General features: G+C 42.7%; 15 protein-coding genes. 8 read left to right on the top strand and 7 right to left on the bottom strand.

Features of this window, described 5'->3' with window-relative positions; all coding sequences use genetic code 11:
• Positions 1–60: 60 nt before the first annotated feature.
• Positions 61–1,068: an alpha/beta hydrolase gene (locus EXN75_RS10230; RefSeq protein WP_134843729.1), complete on the top strand. Its 1,008-nt coding sequence runs from the start codon at positions 61–63 to the stop codon at positions 1,066–1,068.
• 116 nt (positions 1,069–1,184) lie between these two features.
• Here the strand turns inward: EXN75_RS10230 and EXN75_RS10225 are convergent, their stop codons facing one another.
• Together EXN75_RS10225 and EXN75_RS10220 are read right to left on the bottom strand one after the other, a co-directional pair.
• Positions 1,185–2,750, bottom strand: a complete 1,566-nt coding sequence (locus EXN75_RS10225; RefSeq protein ID WP_134843728.1) for an ATP-binding protein — start codon at positions 2,748–2,750, stop codon at positions 1,185–1,187.
• Positions 2,751–2,872: 122 nt separating this feature from the next.
• The gene (locus EXN75_RS10220; RefSeq protein WP_371318239.1) at positions 2,873–3,025 is read right to left on the bottom strand and encodes a hypothetical protein; all 153 of its coding nucleotides are present in this window, start codon (positions 3,023–3,025) and stop codon (positions 2,873–2,875) included.
• A 134-nt stretch (positions 3,026–3,159) separates the two neighbouring features.
• On the opposite strand from EXN75_RS10220, the gene EXN75_RS10215 reads away from it, so the two are divergent.
• On the top strand, positions 3,160–3,558 hold the full coding sequence (locus EXN75_RS10215; RefSeq protein ID WP_022110708.1) for an FKBP-type peptidyl-prolyl cis-trans isomerase: 399 nt from the start codon (positions 3,160–3,162) through the stop codon (positions 3,556–3,558).
• A 133-nt stretch (positions 3,559–3,691) separates the two neighbouring features.
• Here the strand turns inward: EXN75_RS10215 and mscL are convergent, their stop codons facing one another.
• A complete protein-coding gene (gene mscL, locus EXN75_RS10210) occupies positions 3,692–4,123 on the bottom strand; it encodes a large-conductance mechanosensitive channel protein MscL (protein ID WP_134843727.1) in 432 nt (143 codons plus the stop codon).
• A 426-nt stretch (positions 4,124–4,549) separates the two neighbouring features.
• Between mscL and gap the strand changes: the two genes are divergently transcribed.
• The 6 genes from gap to EXN75_RS10180 all read left to right on the top strand — a co-directional run bounded on the left by gap (position 4,550) and on the right by EXN75_RS10180 (position 12,818).
• The gene (gene gap, locus EXN75_RS10205; protein WP_022110706.1) at positions 4,550–5,578 is read left to right on the top strand and encodes a type I glyceraldehyde-3-phosphate dehydrogenase; all 1,029 of its coding nucleotides are present in this window, start codon (positions 4,550–4,552) and stop codon (positions 5,576–5,578) included.
• A 195-nt stretch (positions 5,579–5,773) separates the two neighbouring features.
• Positions 5,774–6,748, top strand: coding sequence for a tRNA (adenosine(37)-N6)-dimethylallyltransferase MiaA (miaA, locus tag EXN75_RS10200; protein WP_134843726.1), 975 nt, complete (start codon positions 5,774–5,776; stop codon positions 6,746–6,748).
• A gap of 102 nt (positions 6,749–6,850) precedes the next feature.
• On the top strand, positions 6,851–7,783 hold the full coding sequence (locus EXN75_RS10195; protein WP_134843725.1) for a diacylglycerol/lipid kinase family protein: 933 nt from the start codon (positions 6,851–6,853) through the stop codon (positions 7,781–7,783).
• A gap of 299 nt (positions 7,784–8,082) precedes the next feature.
• Positions 8,083–10,026, top strand: a complete 1,944-nt coding sequence (locus EXN75_RS10190) for a glycogen debranching enzyme N-terminal domain-containing protein (protein ID WP_134843724.1) — start codon at positions 8,083–8,085, stop codon at positions 10,024–10,026.
• A 16-nt stretch (positions 10,027–10,042) separates the two neighbouring features.
• Positions 10,043–11,311, top strand: coding sequence for a glycosyltransferase family 4 protein (locus EXN75_RS10185; protein ID WP_118118803.1), 1,269 nt, complete (start codon positions 10,043–10,045; stop codon positions 11,309–11,311).
• A gap of 88 nt (positions 11,312–11,399) precedes the next feature.
• On the top strand, positions 11,400–12,818 hold the full coding sequence (locus EXN75_RS10180; RefSeq protein WP_134843723.1) for a glycoside hydrolase family 57 protein: 1,419 nt from the start codon (positions 11,400–11,402) through the stop codon (positions 12,816–12,818).
• A 107-nt stretch (positions 12,819–12,925) separates the two neighbouring features.
• On the opposite strand, the gene EXN75_RS18505 is transcribed toward EXN75_RS10180, so the two are convergent.
• From EXN75_RS18505 to EXN75_RS10160, 4 genes are all read right to left on the bottom strand, one after another.
• Positions 12,926–14,128, bottom strand: coding sequence for a glycosyl hydrolase family 28 protein (locus tag EXN75_RS18505; protein WP_167639490.1), 1,203 nt, complete (start codon positions 14,126–14,128; stop codon positions 12,926–12,928).
• Complete coding sequence (locus EXN75_RS18500; protein ID WP_134843721.1) at positions 14,118–14,951, bottom strand: glycosyl hydrolase family 28 protein; 834 nt, start codon at positions 14,949–14,951, stop codon at positions 14,118–14,120. Before EXN75_RS18500 ends, EXN75_RS18505 begins: the two co-directional genes overlap by 11 nt.
• A gap of 144 nt (positions 14,952–15,095) precedes the next feature.
• Positions 15,096–16,037: an Rpn family recombination-promoting nuclease/putative transposase gene (locus EXN75_RS10165; RefSeq protein WP_134843720.1), complete on the bottom strand. Its 942-nt coding sequence runs from the start codon at positions 16,035–16,037 to the stop codon at positions 15,096–15,098.
• Positions 16,038–16,275: 238 nt separating this feature from the next.
• On the bottom strand, positions 16,276–17,868 hold the full coding sequence (locus EXN75_RS10160) for a DUF4957 domain-containing protein (protein WP_134843719.1): 1,593 nt from the start codon (positions 17,866–17,868) through the stop codon (positions 16,276–16,278).
• Positions 17,869–17,881: the final 13 nt, after the last annotated feature.

Below are 17,881 nucleotides of genomic sequence, written 5' to 3'. Positions count from 1 at the left end.
TTTGCCATCTCCATCTTTTTCCTTAATTTTGCAGCGGAAATTCTATAATAGATATTTGTAATGGCAATAAGAATGAAGATGAAACAGGAAAAGATGAGAAAGATAGGCATCGCTTCGGCTCTGGTCCTGGTGGCGCTCGTGATATTGGGACTGTATGGCGCCAGCAACTATATGCTCAATTATTCGCTCAACTATCCGAAGGAGGAGAGAATGACAGCCGAGCATTGGAAGAACAGAATGAAGAACGAGTGCCCCTGGATGATTGGCTGGATGGACTCCGTGTATCAGCACCATTGCGTGAAGGATACCTTTGTCACGATGCCATCGGGCTACAAGGCCCATGCCATCTATCTCTATGCACCGAAGACTACGGAAAAAACAGCCGTGGTGGTGCATGGCTATCAGGTGCGCTCCGAGGGAATGCTGCACATCGCCTATCTCTATAATCACGATATGGGGTATAATGTGCTCCTGCCAGATCTGTATGGACATGGAGAGAGCGAGGGCGACCATATTCAGATGGGATGGAAGGATAGATGGGATGTGATCAGGTGGTCGGAAATCGCCAATGAGATTTTTAAAGTGAAGAGTGAAGAACGAAGAGTGAAGAATACCCAGCAGGTGATTCATGGTATTTCGATGGGTGCGGCAACCACGATGGCAGTATCGGGAGAGAAGACTCCCGATTACGTGAAGTGCTTTGTGGAGGACTGCGGCTATACCAGCGTGTGGGATGAGTTTTCCGCTCAGCTCAAAGACCAGTTTGGCTTGCCTTCCTTCCCGCTGATGAATACCACTTCTGCTCTTTGCCAGTATCGCTATGGCTGGTCGTTTGCCGAGGCGCAGCAGATAGAGCAGGTTCGCAAGAGCACCAAACCGATGCTCTTTATCCATGGCGATAAGGATGCCTTCGTGCCATACGCCATGCTTCATCCGCTTTATGAGGCAAAGACGAAGGGCAGAAAAGCCATCTTCATCGCTAAAGGCTCCGTTCATGCTATGGCATATCACGACCATCACGAGGAATACACCCGCATCGTGAAAGACTTTGTATCGAAAGAGGAATAGCATTTGAATGGACGAAAAATATCAGTTCATTCTAAAGAACTCAATAAAAAAGGAGAAGATTCTTGTGAGTCTTCTCCTTTTTTATTGAGATATCTTGAAGTGTGATATCAGTAAAGTTATGCTTTTTCGATAATCCAATCTTTGATGCTGCCTGTTGTGCTGTCGAAGTTGATGCCTACCTTTGTGATAGGTTTGCCACAGAGAGCAAAGCGCTTGTGGTAGTTCTTCAGATTCATCTGGCGCATGGCAGCCTGGGCACTCTTGTTGAGCTTTAGCTCTATGAGGTAGAGGTCGGTCTGGGTAAGCAGAACCATATCCACTCTTCCTCTTGGTGTATGTACTTCCACATCCAGAACAAATCCCGTGAGCAGGGTGAAGATGATGTAGAGCATCTGCTGATAATGTCCCTCGTGATTGGTTACATGGCAATACGGAATGGTTTCGAAGTAATCCTGCAGGAGCTGCAGAGCCCCATCCATATCTTGCTTGCGGATAAGGGATGCCATCTTTGCGATGGTAACGCCTCCTTGCTGGGCACTCTTGCCATCCACGTAGTTGGGCAGGAGATTGTCAAACAGTCCTACTCTTATTTCCTTGTTCGGGATGTCGAGGGTATAGAGCTGGGTATCCTTGTTGTAATCCTTGATGGTGACGTATCCGCTCTGATAGAGCAGTGGGGTGATGGTCTTCATCTTTTCCGTCGGGGCATCGAAGGCAGATTCCAGTGCTTCTGTAGGAGCTATTTCGTTGGGAAGTATCCCAAACTTATTCAGCATATTGATGAGATAGGTAGGGGTGCCCGAACTGAACCAATAGGCACCAAATTCTTTTTCTGCAAAGCAATTGAGCAGACTGTAAGGATTGAAGACATCTGGTGATACCTTGGCAAAATGATAGCCATCGTAATGTTCCTTCAGTTTGGCAATGACAGCTTCTCTCGTCATGTCCTGTGATTGGGCAAGCATATCAATATCTTCCTGCATTTGTGTAAGCAGTTCTTCCTGGGTGATGCCGCAGATGCCTGCATAATCTTTGTCCATAGAGATGAGGGTGATATTGTTCAATTCGCTGAAAATGCTTACCTGCGAGAACTTGGTGATGCCAGTAAGGAAGACGAAACGGAGTTTTGCTTCGCAGAATTTCAGAGGACTGAAGAAGTTGCGCATGATGTTTCGCAGAGCATCCAGTTGCTCCTGTTCGTGTGCCACGTCAAGCATGGGTGCATCATATTCGTCGATGAGTACAACCACCTGTTTCCCTGTTTTCTCGTATGCCGTATAGATGAGTTCTGTCAGTCTGTTGTTGGCATCAACCTGCGGTTGGGTGATACCCCATCTTTTCTCTTCCATCTCCAAGATGAAACCGAGGTATCTCTCCAGTTGGTCCTTTTCCATGTGCTTACCTCCGCTCAGGTCAAAATGCAGCACAGGATATTCTGTCCATTCTTTCTCCAGATTTTCGATGGCAAGTCCTTTGAACAGGTTTCTCTTTCCCTCAAAATAGTTTTTAAAGGTGGAAACCAATAACGACTTTCCGAAACGGCGTGGTCGGCTCAAGAAGAAATATTTACCGTTGGTGTGAGCCATGCGGTAGATGTATTCCGTCTTGTCGATATACAGTTTGTCTTCTTCTCGAATTCGTTCGAAAGTCTGTATGCCTAAAGGATATAGTTTTATTGCCATAATCTTCTTTTTAAAATCTTACTGCAAAATTACAATAATTATTTGATATGGCAAGTTTTTTAGGGGAGAAAAGTTTTTGAGAAAGTGATAGAAAGCCCGAAGGCGAGGAAATCCCCCGCCTTTTATTCTCCGATATGTTGTCCCACCACATATCCCGTGGTCCAGGCGGCCTGCAGATTGAAGCCGCCGGTGATGGCATCGATGTCGAGCACTTCGCCGGCAAAGAATCCTGCGGCACCCCCACCGATGATTGCAATATGTAGTGTTTGTGGCATATTGTATTTTTGATGATTAGGATGCAAAGTTAGCATAAAAAGAAGACATGGCAAAATAAAACCGGATTTTTTTTGTCATTCCGATTTTTCTTCGTAACTTAGCGGCGCAAATATAATATCATGTAATCTGAAATATGGCAAAAAGAGAATATGTAGAGGCCAACAAGCGTTGGCTGGAAGAAAAGGCTCAAGAGGAAGGTGTGAAAGCACTCCCTCGTGGTATATATTATAAGGTGTTGAAACAGGGAGATCCAAATGGAGCACAACCAGGCAAGCGCAGCATTGTGACTGCTCATTATACGGGTTGGACCATCAATGGCAAGAAGTTTGATTCCAGCCGTGGCGGAACTCCGTTTGCGATGCGATTGAGCGATCTGATAGATGGTTGGATTGTGGCGATGCAACAGATGCACGTAGGCGACCAGTGGGAACTTTATATTCCTGCCGAAATGGGATATGGAAAGTTCTCTCAGCCAGGAATACCAGGAGGTTCTACTCTTATCTTTGAAGTTGAGTTGTTGGGAGTGGGATAAACGCACCTGTTGAAATCCCAAAGGTTTCTATTCCATCTTTAAATAAAAAAGTCCCATACGATTCCAGGTATTGCCAGATGGCATTCTGCGGATCGTATGGGACTTCTTTTATTGTCACTTTTTGTTGTGGCAATTATTTCTGCTGTGATTTCAGCAAGTCGCGAATCTCCATCAGAAGTTTCTCCTCAGCACTTGGTTCTGGTGCTTTTGGTGCCTCAGGCTCCTTAGGTTCTTCCTTCTTCTTAGCTAACTTGTTGACCGCCTTGATGAGCATGAAGATACAGAAAGCCACGATGAGGAAGTCGAAACAGGTCTGGAGGAAACTACCATAGTTGATGGTCGCAGTCTTGAATTCCTCACCGGCAACCTGTACGGTAGGCAAGGTCAACTTGAGGTCAGCGAAGTTGACGCCACCAATCAACCATCCGATAGGAGGCATGATGACATCATTCACAACAGAACTTACGATTTTGCCGAAAGCACCACCGATGATCACACCGACAGCCATGTCAAGCACATTGCCACGCATGGCGAATTCCTTGAATTCATTCAAAAATTTACTCATAACTTAATTCTTTTACTTTTGTTTATTTAAATGTTGATATAATTTTAGTATTTATACTTTGTCATTTCTTGCAGAATGATGATTTTTCCAATATATATAATAAGGTGTAAGGCATCATAGGGTTTGATTTCTTCATCCGATATGCATTTTTCATTCTTGTGAAAGGATTGAATTTTGCAATATGGAGTTGTCAGTCTGACATGTTAACTGCTTTTTTTATAGCAAGATTAAACCTCAACTATCCTTTTTTAATTTATTTAATACTCTTTTCGTGTGCAAAGTTAGAAAAAAATTAGTAACTTTGCGCTCGGAAAAAGAAAAAAATGCTTGAAAGCTTATTTTTTTGAATGTTTCAGCACTTCAGGATTGCTTGAGAGCTTAAAATATGGAATTATTTTAAACCATTAATTTTAAATATTAAAAAAAATGACAAAAGTTGCTATTAACGGCTTCGGCCGTATCGGTCGTCTGGCTTTCCGTCAGATGTTTGAGGCAGATGGTTATGAGGTAGTTGCAATCAATGACCTTACATCTCCAAAAATGTTGGCTCACCTTCTTAAGTATGATACAGCACAGGGTGGCTTCGCTGGTAAGTATGGCGAGGGCAAGCACACTGTAGAGGCAACAGACAACTCTATCATCGTTGATGGTAAGGAGATCACTATCTACGCTAAGCCTAACGCAGCTGAGCTTCCTTGGGGTGAGCTTGGTGTTGACGTAGTACTTGAGTGCACAGGTTTCTATACATCAAAGGAGAAGGCTTCTGCTCACCTTACAGCAGGTGCTAAGAAGGTAGTTATCTCTGCTCCAGCAGGTAACGATCTCCCTACTATCGTTTACAACACAAACCACAAGACTTTGACTCCAGCTGATACAGTTATCTCTGCAGCTTCTTGTACAACAAACTGCTTGGCTCCAATGGCTGACACTTTGAACAAGTACGCAGCTATCCAGTCAGGTATCATGTCAACAATCCACGCTTACACAGGTGACCAGATGATTCTCGACGGTCCTCAGCGTAAGGGCGACCTCCGTCGTTCTCGTGCAGGTGCTCAGAACATCGTTCCTAACTCAACAGGTGCTGCTAAGGCTATCGGTCTTGTAATCCCTGAGTTGAACGGTAAGTTGATCGGTTCTGCACAGCGTGTTCCTACTCCAACAGGTTCTACAACTATCCTCGTAGCTGTTGTTAAGGGTAAGGACGTTACAGTTGAGGGTATCAACGCTGCAATGAAGGCTGCTTCTAACGAAAGCTTCGGTTACAACGAGGATCCTATCGTTTCTTCTGATATCATCGGTATGCGTTTCGGTTCTCTCTTCGATGCTACTCAGACAATGGTTAGCAAGATCGACGACGACACATATCAGGTACAGGTAGTTTCTTGGTACGACAATGAGAACTCTTATACTTCTCAGATGGTTCGTACTATCAAGTACCTCGCTGAGTTGAAGTAATACCGCTGAAGCGATTTACGACAATATATATAGCCTGGCATTTTACAATGCCAGGCTTTTTTATTATTTATTTTTTGTCTAATGGCTTGAAGTTTTATAGCATAAAGGCATACTGATTCTCCTTTTCTTGCCTTGTTTTCCCATTTTTTTTATTTCTTTGTTTGTCTGTATCGGAAAAATTTGTATCTTTGCGCCATGAAACATTCTATGATTACCATATTGGGTCCTACTGCCAGTGGAAAGACTAATCTTGCCGCTGCACTTGCCTCGCATATCAATGGCATGGATTCTTCCATGTGGGGTGGCGATACGCATGGGGCTGAGATTATCAGTGCCGATAGTCGCCAGGTCTATCGGGGCATGGATATTGGTACGGGAAAAGATCTTGAGGATTATACGGTAGGGGGTAAATTGATTCCTTATCATCTGATAGACATCTGTGATGCCGGTACCAAGTATAATCTCTTCCAATATCAGCAGGACTTCTATGATGCCTATCAGGACATTACTCATCGTGGCGTACTTCCGATACTCTGTGGAGGTACCGGACTCTATATCGAGTCTGTCTTGAAAGGTTATCATCTTTCACCAGTTCCTCAAAATCCTGTTCTTCGTAGTTCCCTTGAAGGTAAAACGCTGGAAGAACTGACAGATATGTTGGTGGATTTGAAGGCGAAGAATGGTTCTAATATGCACAATCGCACAGATGTAGATACTGCGCAGCGCGCCATCCGTGCGATTGAGATTGAAACTTACAATCTCGAACATCCGATGCCAGAGCGGGAATTGCCTGCGGTTGATTCTTTGGTGATAGGAGTGAGTATCGACCGTGATGCCCGCCGTGATAAAATCACCCGCCGTCTGAAACAGCGTCTGGAGAATGGGATGGTAGAGGAAATCAAGGGACTCCTCGATCGTGGTATTCCTGCAGAAAACCTGTTGTATTACGGGTTGGAATACAAGTTTATCACAGAATATGTGATAGGAAAAACTTCTTATGAGGAGATGCTGAGAGGATTGGAAATCGCCATTCATCAGTTTGCCAAAAGGCAGATGACCTGGTTCCGTGGTATGGAGCGCAGGGGTTTTACCATTCATTGGATAGATGCACTTCAACCGATGGACCAGAAGGTAGAGCAGGTTCTTGAACTGATGAAATCTAATCAGTAGCAATTTATATGATTGATAGATATTTGGATAAGTAATAGATGGATTTCTGATTGTATATACATTATTTAATATAGAGAATATTATTATAGGAGAATAATCGACGTGGCTGTAAATGAAAATAAATGGGGCTTGCTCTATTGCCCTCGAGGAGGATGGAGGAGCAGTGCGCGCTGGACTAAGATAGAGAAAGTTTTGCGCCAACTTCATGTGGACTATGATTTCGTGCAAAGCGAGAATCAGAAAAGTGTAGAGCGTCTGGTTAAGATGTTTATCAACAATGGCTATAAGACAATCGTTATTGTGGGTGGAGATTCTGCCTTGAATGATGCAGTAAACTGTCTGATGCAGGTAGATGCTTCCGTAAGAAATCAGATTGCGCTGGGTATTATTCCTAATGGACTGATGAATGACTTTGCTCATTTCTGGGGATTTGATGATAGTGATTATGAACAGACTATCAAATGGCTCCAGCAGCGTCGTGTGCGTAAGATTGATTTAGGTTGTATCCGTTATCAGAACAAGAAGGGGGAAAACTGTCACCGCTATTTTCTCAATTGTGTGAATGTTGGTCTGATAGCTGCTATCATGAATCTGCGTCGCAAGACCCATCATGTATTTGGTTCCCGTACCCTGTCGTTCCTCTTCTCATTCGTGCTGATGATTTTCCAGCGATTAGACTATAAGATGCATATCCGCATCAATTCAGATGTCATTAAGCGTAGGGTGATGACCATGTGTGTAGGAAATGCATCGGGATATGGACAGACTCCTAATGCGGTGCCTTATAATGGTCTGCTGGATGTCTCTGTTGTTCATCATCCTGGTATGACCCAGCTCTTTGAAGGCTTTTATCTTTTCGTCAAAGGTAAATTCCTCAATCATAAAAGTGTGCATCCCTATCGCACGAGAGAGGTGGTGGTAGAGGATTCTTCTCATGCGATGATTGGTGTAGATGGTCGATTGATGAAGACGCCAGTTGGACCTTACCGCATCACGGTGGAGCAGGAAGTAATCAACTTCCTGATACCGCAGTAGTCAGATTGATCTTCTTTCAAGAATAATAAGGTTTTAAGAATAATAAGGTGTATCGGAATACAAGTTCCGGTGCACCTTTTTTCGATTGTGCGATTGTTGTAAAGAGGCTACACAAAACTGTGTGTATTCATCTAAGTGACTTAAAAACGGGGAATATTTGCCCTTTAAAAGCTTATAAAACATTAAATATAGCGATTTTCTTAAATTCTTTGCCAAAAAACTTTGTCGTTTCGCTTTTTTTCCTTACCTTTGGATGCAATAAAGTCAACAAAAAATATTAAAAACCTTAATATAGATCTATGAGTTATCTAAAATTCGAAAAGGCCCTGATGACCAACCTACAGGAGTCATTGCCGAAGGAGTTGCTTAGAACCAACCGCTCGGGTGCTTATTCGTGCTCTACGATTGTTGATTGTAATACTCGAAAGTATCACGGTTTGCTGGTTGTCCCTATTCCAGAACTGGATGGCGACAATCATGTATTGCTGAGTTCTCTCGATCCTACAGTCATTCAGCATGGCGCTGAATTCAATCTCGGATTGCACAAGTATCAAGGCAACAACTTTAGCCCGATGGGCCATAAATACATTCGTGAGTTTGATTGCGATAAGGTGCCAACAACGCTTTACCGTGTAGGTGGTGTCATCTTAAAGAAAGAGGTCGTTTTTCAGCATTATGAAGATCGCATCTTGATCAGATACACCATGGTGGATTGTCATTCAGCTACCACCTTGCGTTTCCGTCCATTCTTGGCATTCAGAAGCGTGCGTCAGTTTACCCATGAGAATAGTACAGCATCCCGTGAGTATTCTGCAGTGGATAATGGTATCAAGACTTGTATGTATGCAGGTTATCCTGACCTTTATATGCAGTTCTCCAAGAAGAATGAGTTTGTTTTTGCCCCAGACTGGTATCGTGGTGTGGAGTATCCTAAGGAGCAGGAGCGTGGCTATGCTTCCAATGAGGACCTTTATGTACCTGGTTATTTTGAGATGCCAATCAAGAAAGGTGAGAGCATAGTCTTTGCTGCATCTACATCTGAAATCAAGACCGGTACATTGAAGAAACTTTTTGATAAGGAAGTGGCAGAAAGGGCCCCTCGTGACAATTTCTTCCATTGTCTTGTCAATGCTGCCCATCAGTTCCACCGTCGTGAGAAAAATGATGACCGATACATTCTGGCTGGTTATCCTTGGTTCAAGTGCCGTGCGCGAGATACATTTATCTCTTTGCCGGGTCTTACCCTCTCTATAGAGGAAAATGACTACTTTGAACTGGTGATGAAGACTGCCATGAAGGGATATCAGGAATTCATGGAAGGAAAGGATATCACTGTGAATATTACCGAATTGGAACAGCCGGATGTTCCTCTCTGGGCAATCTGGGCTCTTCAGCAGTATGCTAAGGAAACCAGCAAGGAGGAATGTCTGAAGAAATATGGTAAGTTCATCAAGAGTGTCATGCTCTTTATCGAAGGCAATCACCATCCTAACTTAGAATTGCATCCTAACGGACTCCTTTACGCAGATGGAAAGAATAAGGCTGTGACATGGATGAACTCTACTGCCAACGGAAAACCTGTAGTTCCAAGAAGTGGTTATATTGTTGAGTTCAATGCGTTGTGGTACAATGCATTGTGCTTCTGTGCTGCTCTCTGCGAACTGGAAGGCAAGCAAGAGAGACAACAGCATCTTCTGGAATTGGCAGAGAAGACCAAGCAGTCTTTCCTCGATACTTTCCTCAATGAGTATGGTTATCTCTATGACTATGTAGATGGTAACATGATCGATTGGAGTGTTCGACCTAATATGATTTTCCCAGTCGCTTTCGACTATTCTCCTCTTTCTCAAGACCAGAAGAAGAAAGTGCTCGATATCTGTACACGTGAACTCCTGACCCCTAAGGGATTGCGCTCTCTTTCTCCTAAGAGTGGCGGTTATAATCCTGTCTATGTAGGTCCTCAGAGCCAGCGAGATTATGCATATCATCAAGGTACTGCATGGCCTTGGCTCGGCGGTTTCTATATGGAGGCAAGTTTGAAACTCTACAGAAGAACCCGATTGAGCTTCATTGAGCGCCAGATGGTGGGATATGAAGAAGAAATGTCTTATCATTGTCTCGGTACCATCAGCGAACTCTTTGATGGTAACCCTCCATTTGCTGGACGTGGCGCCATTTCCTTTGCCATGAATGTGGCAGAGATTCTGCGTGCACTCGAATTACTCGATAAGTATCAATATTAATAAGGAGGACTGCTATATGAAAGTATTAATGTTTGGATGGGAGTATCCTCCTCATGTATTTGGTGGTTTGGCTACTGCTAACTTTGGTATTTCTCAGGGTTTGCATGCCCAGGGTGACATTGAAACCATACTCTGTCTTCCTCATCCTTTCGGTGATGAGGACCGCAGTGCTTGTAAGATTGTGGCCATGAATAGTGTGCCTATCGCCTGGCGTGATGTCAATCATGATTACGTACAGCAGCGAGTAGGCAATATTATGAATCCGGATGACTATTTCCGTTATCGCGATCATATCTATGCCGACTTCAACTATATGAATGTCAACGACCTCGGATGTATGGATTTTGCAGGTGGTTATCCATCCAATCTCCACGACGAGATCAACAACTATAGCATCATTGCCGGTGTGGTAGCTCGAAGTGAGGAATTTGATATTATCCATGCTCACGACTGGCTGACTTTCCCTGCTGGTATTCATGCCAAGAGGGTGAGTGGTAAACCATTGTGCATTCACGTGCATGCTACCGATTTCGACCGTAGTCGTGGTAAGGTAAACCCTACCGTTTATTCCATCGAGAAGGATGGTATGGACAATGCCGACTGTATCATGTGTGTATCTGAGTTGACCCGACAGACGGTCATCAATCAGTATCACCAGGATCCACGCAAGTGCTTTGCTATGCACAATGCGGTATATCCATTGAAGCAGGAGTGGCAGGATATTCCTCGTCCTGATCATAAGGGCAAGGAGAAGGTGGTTACATTCTTGGGTCGTCTCACCATGCAAAAGGGACCGGAATATTTCGTTGAGGCTGCCAATATGGTGCTTCATCGTACCCGTAATGTGCGTTTCTGCATGGCTGGTTCAGGAGATATGATGGATCAGATGATTTATCTTGCAGCAGAGCGAGGTATTGCCGATCGTTTCCACTTCCCTGGTTTTATGCGAGGTAAGCAGGTGTATGAGTGCCTGAAGGATTCTGATGTCTATGTCATGCCTTCTGTGAGTGAGCCTTTCGGTATCTCTCCTTTGGAGGCCATGCAGTGTGGTACACCTACCATCATTTCCAAGCAGAGTGGTTGCGGTGAGATTCTTACCAACTGCATCAAGGTAGATTACTGGGATATTCATGCCCTTGCAGATGCCATCTACAGTATCTGTCATAATGAGAGTCTTTTCGACTATCTTTCTGTGGAGGGCAAGAAGGAAGTTGACCAGATTACCTGGGAAAAGGTGGGTGCCCGCATCAGGGACTTATACCTTAAAACCTTAGGATGGAAGTAGGTTAAGTGAAGAGTGAAGAACAAAGAGCGAAGAACTCTTTGTCTTTGCTTGTCATAAAGTTAAACGTTCAAATATCAAGTTTCAAATTATGAAGACAATTTGTTTATATTTCGAGATACATCAGATTACCCATCTGAAACGCTACCGCTTCTTCGACATCGGTACTGATCATTATTACTATGATGATTACGAGAATGAGCGTTCTATCAGCGAGATAGCTGAGAAGTCATATATGCCAGCGCTCAATGCCCTGTTGGAGATGATCCATCAGAGTAACAAGTATTTCAAGGTAGCCTTTTCACTCTCAGGAGTCGGCATGGAACAGTTGGAAATGCATGCTCCTCAGGTATTGGAAAAATTGCAGGAACTGAACGCTACCGGTTGTGTAGAGTTCCTCGCAGAGCCATATTCTCATGGTCTTGCCTCTCTCGTCAATGAGGATAGCTTTGCCAAGGAGGTTAAGCGTCAGGCTTCCAAAATCAAGGAATATTTCGGTAAGGAGCCAACTGTGCTTCGCAATTCATCACTCATTTACAGCGATGATATTGGTTTGCAGGCTTCTCAGATGGGCTTCGAAGGTATGTTGACCGAAGGTGCCAAGCATGTATTGGGCTGGAAGTCTCCACACTATGTTTATCATTGTCCGATAGCTCCAAATCTGAAGCTTTTGCTCCGTGATATCCGTTTGAGCGATGATATCTCTTTGCGTTTCAATAATAGTAGTTGGGATGGTTATCCACTTTTTGCTGATACCTATATCAATGAGATAGCAGCTTTGCCACAGGAAGAGCAGATTATCAATATCTTCATGGAACTGTCTGCACTTGGTATTGCCCAGCCATTGTCCAGCAATATCCTCGAGTTCTTCAAGGCATTGCCAGAATGTGCACGCCAGAAGGGCATCACCTTCTCTACACCTTCAGAGATTTGCAAGAAGATGAAGTCTGTAGGCGAGTTGAATGTACCTGATACATTGAGTTGGGTGGATGAGGAGCGTGATGTCAGCACATGGCTCGGAAATCCGATGCAGCGTGAGGCTTTCAACAAACTCTATAGTGTAGCCGACCGTGTACGTATTGCCAATGATCCTCGTATCAATCAGGACTGGGATTACTTGCAGGCAAGCAACAACTTCCGTTTCATGACTACCAAGCCAAGTAATGTGGGTCTTGACCGTGGTATCTATTCAAGTCCATTTGATGCTTTCACAAATTACATGAACATTCTGGGCGACTTCCTCAACCGAGTAAACTCTCTTCATCCAGAAATGGACAATGAGCAGCTCGATAATTACATGACCAGTGTCACCAATATGGAGGAGGAGATAGAGATGAAGGATAAGGAAATCACTCGTCTCCAGGCTAAGTTGGACAAGATAGAAAAGGAAGTAGAGAAACTGCGTGAAGCACAGAAGCCTGCCAAGACTGCGACAAAGAAGGCTGCGACAAAGAAGGCAGCTGCCAAGACAGCAGCAAAACCTGCTGCCAAGAAAACTACTGATAAGTAGGAATGAGATTCTTCAGGAAATCCCTGAAGAAAAAAAATATAAAACAAGGAGGGTGTGTCATAAGTCTGTGACGCACCCTCACGTTTTTTGAGTGATATAGTGTTTTATTACTTTGCAATATACTTTCTGTTGTTGTGGATATAAATACCCTTGTTGAGAGCCTGCAAATCGCTTGTAGAAGCGTTCTTGATTACCAGGCGACCGCTGAGGTCATAGACGTTGTTGTCATTCTTAATCTTTACATCAGATGTAATACCTTTGATACCATTAGTGTTATTTTTTGTTCCTTTGAGGGTGATAACCCATGCAGCTTGAGCATCCTGTGGAGTAAAGGTCATGACTCCTGTTGCAGGTGTAGCTAATGTGATATCGTAACTGGTATCTGTGCTTGTGGTTGTAGTACGGCTTGGAAAGCTGTATTTGTTAGAAGCATAATTGGCACCATCTAATTCGGACAAGTAGCAGATCTTATTATCTTCGTTAGTATAACCAGCAAATGTAGCAGAGGTAATTGTTACGTTTTCTGGTAAGTTGATTGTGAATTTTACTCCTTTGCTATACTTGATAGTATTGCTTTTAGCTGTGGCATAACCTTTGCCGGAAGTGATGGAACAACCATTGTTGAAGTTCCATGTGGTTTCTGTTGAACCATTTGACAAATTGCAGGTGTTTGCTGCCAAAGTATAGGTAACGTTTCCTGCTTCTCCTGGAGTTGGATCTACAGTTGAACTACCTGTATAATCACCTGTGAGATTTTTTACTTCATATTGGTTAGCAATAAGCTTTCCATCCTTGCTATTTGTAATCTTGCAACCATTTTTAAATGTTATACCATCCACAAATGCAAGGAACATACCTTTTTGGGCTTCTACTTGAACATTATCTAAGGTTATGTTCTTGACATAGCTTTCCGGTAAACCATAGATATAGATAGGGAAATATCCCTTAGCACTTGTATTGTATGGAGTACCTGTAGATGTCACATTCTGAATAAGAATGTCGCGGAAGGCAGGTGTCTTTGGGGTTACTTCTGCTGCTGTGGCTTCAGATGGAATTGGCTTTGTACTCAGATTGTACCAAGTTTCGATATAAATAGGGTTTCTCACTCCTGTCATTGTACAATTACGGAAAATGAGATTATATACATCGCCACTTCTATCACGTTGTGATTTCAAGCGGAATCCACTATCTGTATTATTGAAAGTGAGGTCCTCATAAATAATATCATGCATGTTATTGGTAAAACTGCCAAATGATGCACCATGTCCTGTACCCATTTTAGAATTCCAGACGTGTACATTACTGGGCATTATCATCGCAAACTACGTTGTCATCACCCGTACTGATGAAACAGTCGTAGATGTTTACATGGTGCCCCCAGATAGAGATTCCGTCTGTGTTGTGTGATGGCTGTTCTGTCTTAGTATCTGAGGCTGGATTATAAATCGTCACATCATGGATAGTTGCATGGCTTGCCTTACCACTATTGCTGACGGTAAGATTTACACCTGGGGTGTTCTGAATTTTTATATTTCTAACCATGAAACGAGAACCCTGTTCGAAGCGGATCATGGCTCCTGGATTGAAAGTCTCCTTGTTATCGCGAGCCTTCCACCATCGAGTTCCTTGTCCATCAATGATAGATGTCTCGCCTTCACCCTCAATAATGATATCATTTTGTTTTCTGTTCTTACAACCAATAAAGATAGTCTTGTTGTTAGGCGCCTTACCATATTCCACGAGCTTCAGGGTGGCACCTGCGCAAAGGTGGAGTACTGTTTTTGACTTGATGCTGAGCACCTCTGTCTTGCTGGTCATCTGGTCTGTGCTACCAAACATCCATGTACCAGCAGGTATTACGACCATACCGCCAGTAGTAGGAACAGCATCCAGGGCTTTCTGAATAGCTTTGGTGTTATCTGCTGCCGATGTAGATGCACCATAGTCTTTGATGTTAAACGTATTAGCTGATGTGATGGCTGGCATTTGTGGTAATTCAACTGCTGTCCATCCTTCAGGAGTATTCTGGGCATTTTGCTCAGAAGTAATACCAGTAAAAGTCTGGGACTTGGCAATGCCTGGCAGAGCCAAGAGTGCTGAAAGCACGATAGTTTTGATGATTGATTTTCTCATTGTAATTTAGGCTAAATTTTATTTGTGGCAAAATTACAACTATTCTTTATAAAATAAGGTATAATCATCTCAAAATAATACGAAAACGATTGCGTAGTAGAAAAAAGCGCAACGCACAAGTCGAACATTGCACTTTCTATGTGTTTATGAATTTAACTTTTTGATTTCCTCTATAGATAATCCTGTAGATTGGGAAATGATGTCTATTGGTGTATTTAAAGCAAGAAGTTTGAGGGCGATTTCTTTGGTCTTTTCTTTTTCTCCTTCTGCTCTTCTTTCAGCTCTTCCTTCAATTCTTCCTTCTGTTAGTCCATCTTGATAACCCTCGTCATGGCTGGTGTCAAAGAGACTCTTCATGTGTCTAACCGCTTCTAAATGACGGAAATAGGCTTGTTTGTCTTTTTGAGAGAGTGAATCTACACGCAGGCGTTCGCGTGTCTCTGGTAATCCTGCTGCAGTGGCTTTTGAACTGATAGAACCTGTTTTTAGAAATTCAATCCATTCATCAAGTGGAGTAGTTGCTACCTTGTCAAAATCATTGACTCGTAGTATGTAGTATTCTGGGAATAAGTCTCCCGCCCCCTTCCTTAGTTTTAAATCTTTATCCTTGATGCCAAAGAATTTCTCATTCTGTCGGATGGAGAGCTTAAGAGTATCATGTGGTTCGTGCTCACCGATGAACTCGGTTTTGCCATGGTAAACATAATCTTTGCCTTGTCCCAGTTTAAAATACACAATATAGATAGAATATACCTTGCTGACAGCTTCGTATGGTTTGACAAAACCAATATACTCTGTTATTGCCTTAGATGCACCATAGCGTATACGGTGGTAATAGGTTACTTCACGGCTATTTTGTACTTCAATGATGCATAATTGCCCATCTTCGCTTTCTGCCAGAATATCGGCTCGGTTATATTTATCGTATTCGTCTTCTTGGTTGCTTTCGCTTTCCAGAAAGCGGTGAATCTTAAATTTCTTTCCAAGTAATGAAGATAAGAAACCTTCAAGCACAACATAGTTTGCCTTGTTGCGCAGCAGACGTTTCATCGCCCAGTCGAATCTTATATAGTTTTCTCCGCTCATTGTCATTTCTTATTTGCTTAATACTTCGCTGCAAAGATACGCTTTTCTTTCGTGACTTCCAAGAAAAGTTTCAAAAAATATAAAGATGAGTATTTTTAAGATGTTCGCTGAATATAGTTTTGTTCAAAAACAAAAAAAAGACTATACCCATAGGAAATATACTCCAGAGGTATAGTCTTTAATTATCTCACTTTGTATGGTCTGGTCAAACGATACAATAACTCATCTTGATTTTTGCTTAATACCATCTTGGATCACCAAACTGGTATGTTTGCAAGATTTCATCTGTGATTGTGAAATCACCATTGCTTGGGTCCTTGAATGGATTTGCATCCAGAACTTTACCTTCCTTGTCGAATGCAGTCAAGCCTGTTTCTGTATTGTTTGGATCTTGTTCAAGCATATTCAAGCAATTATAATAATAGTTGTTGCTATATGTTGGAGTTCCCAATGCAGATGTATTGCTAAATCCACGTTTGTTGATAAAGTTGGCAACTACGTTGTTTGTAAAGGTATTTGTATTACCCTTGAAACGAATGTAGAAGAACATGTGGTTTGAACCACCATTACCAACATTATAGAATGTACACTTATCAACGTAAGTTTCCATCTTTGCATTAACAGAAGAAGATGCATCGTCGCCACGGAAGATCTGACGTTTTGGAGCACACTCATAGAAAGTAGAATTTGTTACGTTCAAGCTGTTCCAACCGCCCTTACGGCTATCGATGAAATCCTGTCCATTGTTTGTATCCATGTGGTGAATGAGACAGTTGTCAATTGTGATATTGTCAATAACAGCAGCAACATTGTTGTAGATAAAACTCTTGTTTTCGAAGTTGCGGATTTCACAACCCTTGAGGGTCAACTCGCTGTAGCTGCCTGCACCCTTAAACTCGATAGCAGAGTTTGAATTACCTGTACCATCCAAGATAACCTGATAGAGCATAAGTGATGCCTCATTGGTCAAGTGGATGTTTGCATTCAATATTGGTAAGCTTGCTGAATTCTGAGCACCAATCTTTACACTGTTTGAAATGACCAGATTAGTACCTGACAATTCGTAAGTACCAGGAGCCAATGCAATCTTGCTACCTGGAGCAGCATTCTGAATAGCACTTACCCAATCATCAGATGGAGTGATTACTGTAGCATCACTGAAATCGATGTTAGTTGTAAATGTAGCATAACCACGAGTCTTTTCACCCAACTTCAAAGTTACCTTATAAGTAGTTTCTGGGTCAAGACCAGATACCAGAGCAGAACCAGCTGCAATATCATCAGCTGTCAGAGTATAGGTAACTTTTTCTGCGGTAGAACCAGCACTTGATGGAGTGCAGATAATCTTATCAACCTGAAGACCAGCTAACCATGTCAACTTAACAGCCTTGCTTTGGATATCGCCAGACTTTACCTTGTTCATGTTTTGCTCAGGATTAGTTGTCTTCATAATTTCAACCCACTTAGAATTGCGGTTTTCATTATTTTCATCGAGAGCTCTTACACGAATGTAGTAATCAGTTTCACCGATTAATGAAGTCAGTGTACATGTGTTGCTTGTAGTTGTTGTCTTTACAGCTGGTTCGTTGTTGTCGTAATCATTGTTGTCTGCATAGGCTTCAATTTCATACGCTGTAGCACCTGTCATTTCATTCCAGTCAACAACAATATCAGTGTTGTTGGTAATACGAGCAGTGATACCTGTAGGGGAAAGTACTCTGTCAAGTACTAAGTCCTGGATATCATCAGGATCGCTGCATGAAGTAAATGCCGTGGTGCCGAAGCACAAGGCTGCGGCAAGGGCACTTATATAGAAAATATTCTTTTTCATTTTTTTATAGTCT

This window comes from Segatella hominis (assembly GCF_004535825.1).
In the GTDB taxonomy this organism is placed as follows: Bacteria; Bacteroidota; Bacteroidia; order Bacteroidales; family Bacteroidaceae; genus Prevotella; species Prevotella hominis.
The sequence above is the reverse complement of the archived record's forward strand: the minus strand, read 5'-3'. Positions and strand labels throughout refer to the sequence as shown.

Coding starts and splice junctions, on each gene's coding strand:
- EXN75_RS10215 (WP_022110708.1), top strand. CDS start 3,160: ATGGCAAAAAGAGAATATGTAGAGGCCAACAAGCGTTGGCTGGAAGAA.
- miaA (WP_134843726.1), top strand. CDS start 5,774: ATGAAACATTCTATGATTACCATATTGGGTCCTACTGCCAGTGGAAAG.
- EXN75_RS10160 (WP_134843719.1), bottom strand. CDS start 17,868: ATGAAAAAGAATATTTTCTATATAAGTGCCCTTGCCGCAGCCTTGTGC.
- EXN75_RS10230 (WP_134843729.1), top strand. CDS start 61: ATGGCAATAAGAATGAAGATGAAACAGGAAAAGATGAGAAAGATAGGC.
- mscL (WP_134843727.1), bottom strand. CDS start 4,123: ATGAGTAAATTTTTGAATGAATTCAAGGAATTCGCCATGCGTGGCAAT.
- gap (WP_022110706.1), top strand. CDS start 4,550: ATGACAAAAGTTGCTATTAACGGCTTCGGCCGTATCGGTCGTCTGGCT.
- EXN75_RS10185 (WP_118118803.1), top strand. CDS start 10,043: ATGAAAGTATTAATGTTTGGATGGGAGTATCCTCCTCATGTATTTGGT.
- EXN75_RS10165 (WP_134843720.1), bottom strand. CDS start 16,037: ATGAGCGGAGAAAACTATATAAGATTCGACTGGGCGATGAAACGTCTG.
- EXN75_RS10220 (WP_371318239.1), bottom strand. CDS start 3,025: ATGCCACAAACACTACATATTGCAATCATCGGTGGGGGTGCCGCAGGA.
- EXN75_RS18500 (WP_134843721.1), bottom strand. CDS start 14,951: ATGAGAAAATCAATCATCAAAACTATCGTGCTTTCAGCACTCTTGGCT.
- EXN75_RS18505 (WP_167639490.1), bottom strand. CDS start 14,128: ATGCCCAGTAATGTACACGTCTGGAATTCTAAAATGGGTACAGGACAT.
- EXN75_RS10225 (WP_134843728.1), bottom strand. CDS start 2,750: ATGGCAATAAAACTATATCCTTTAGGCATACAGACTTTCGAACGAATT.
- EXN75_RS10190 (WP_134843724.1), top strand. CDS start 8,083: ATGAGTTATCTAAAATTCGAAAAGGCCCTGATGACCAACCTACAGGAG.
- EXN75_RS10180 (WP_134843723.1), top strand. CDS start 11,400: ATGAAGACAATTTGTTTATATTTCGAGATACATCAGATTACCCATCTG.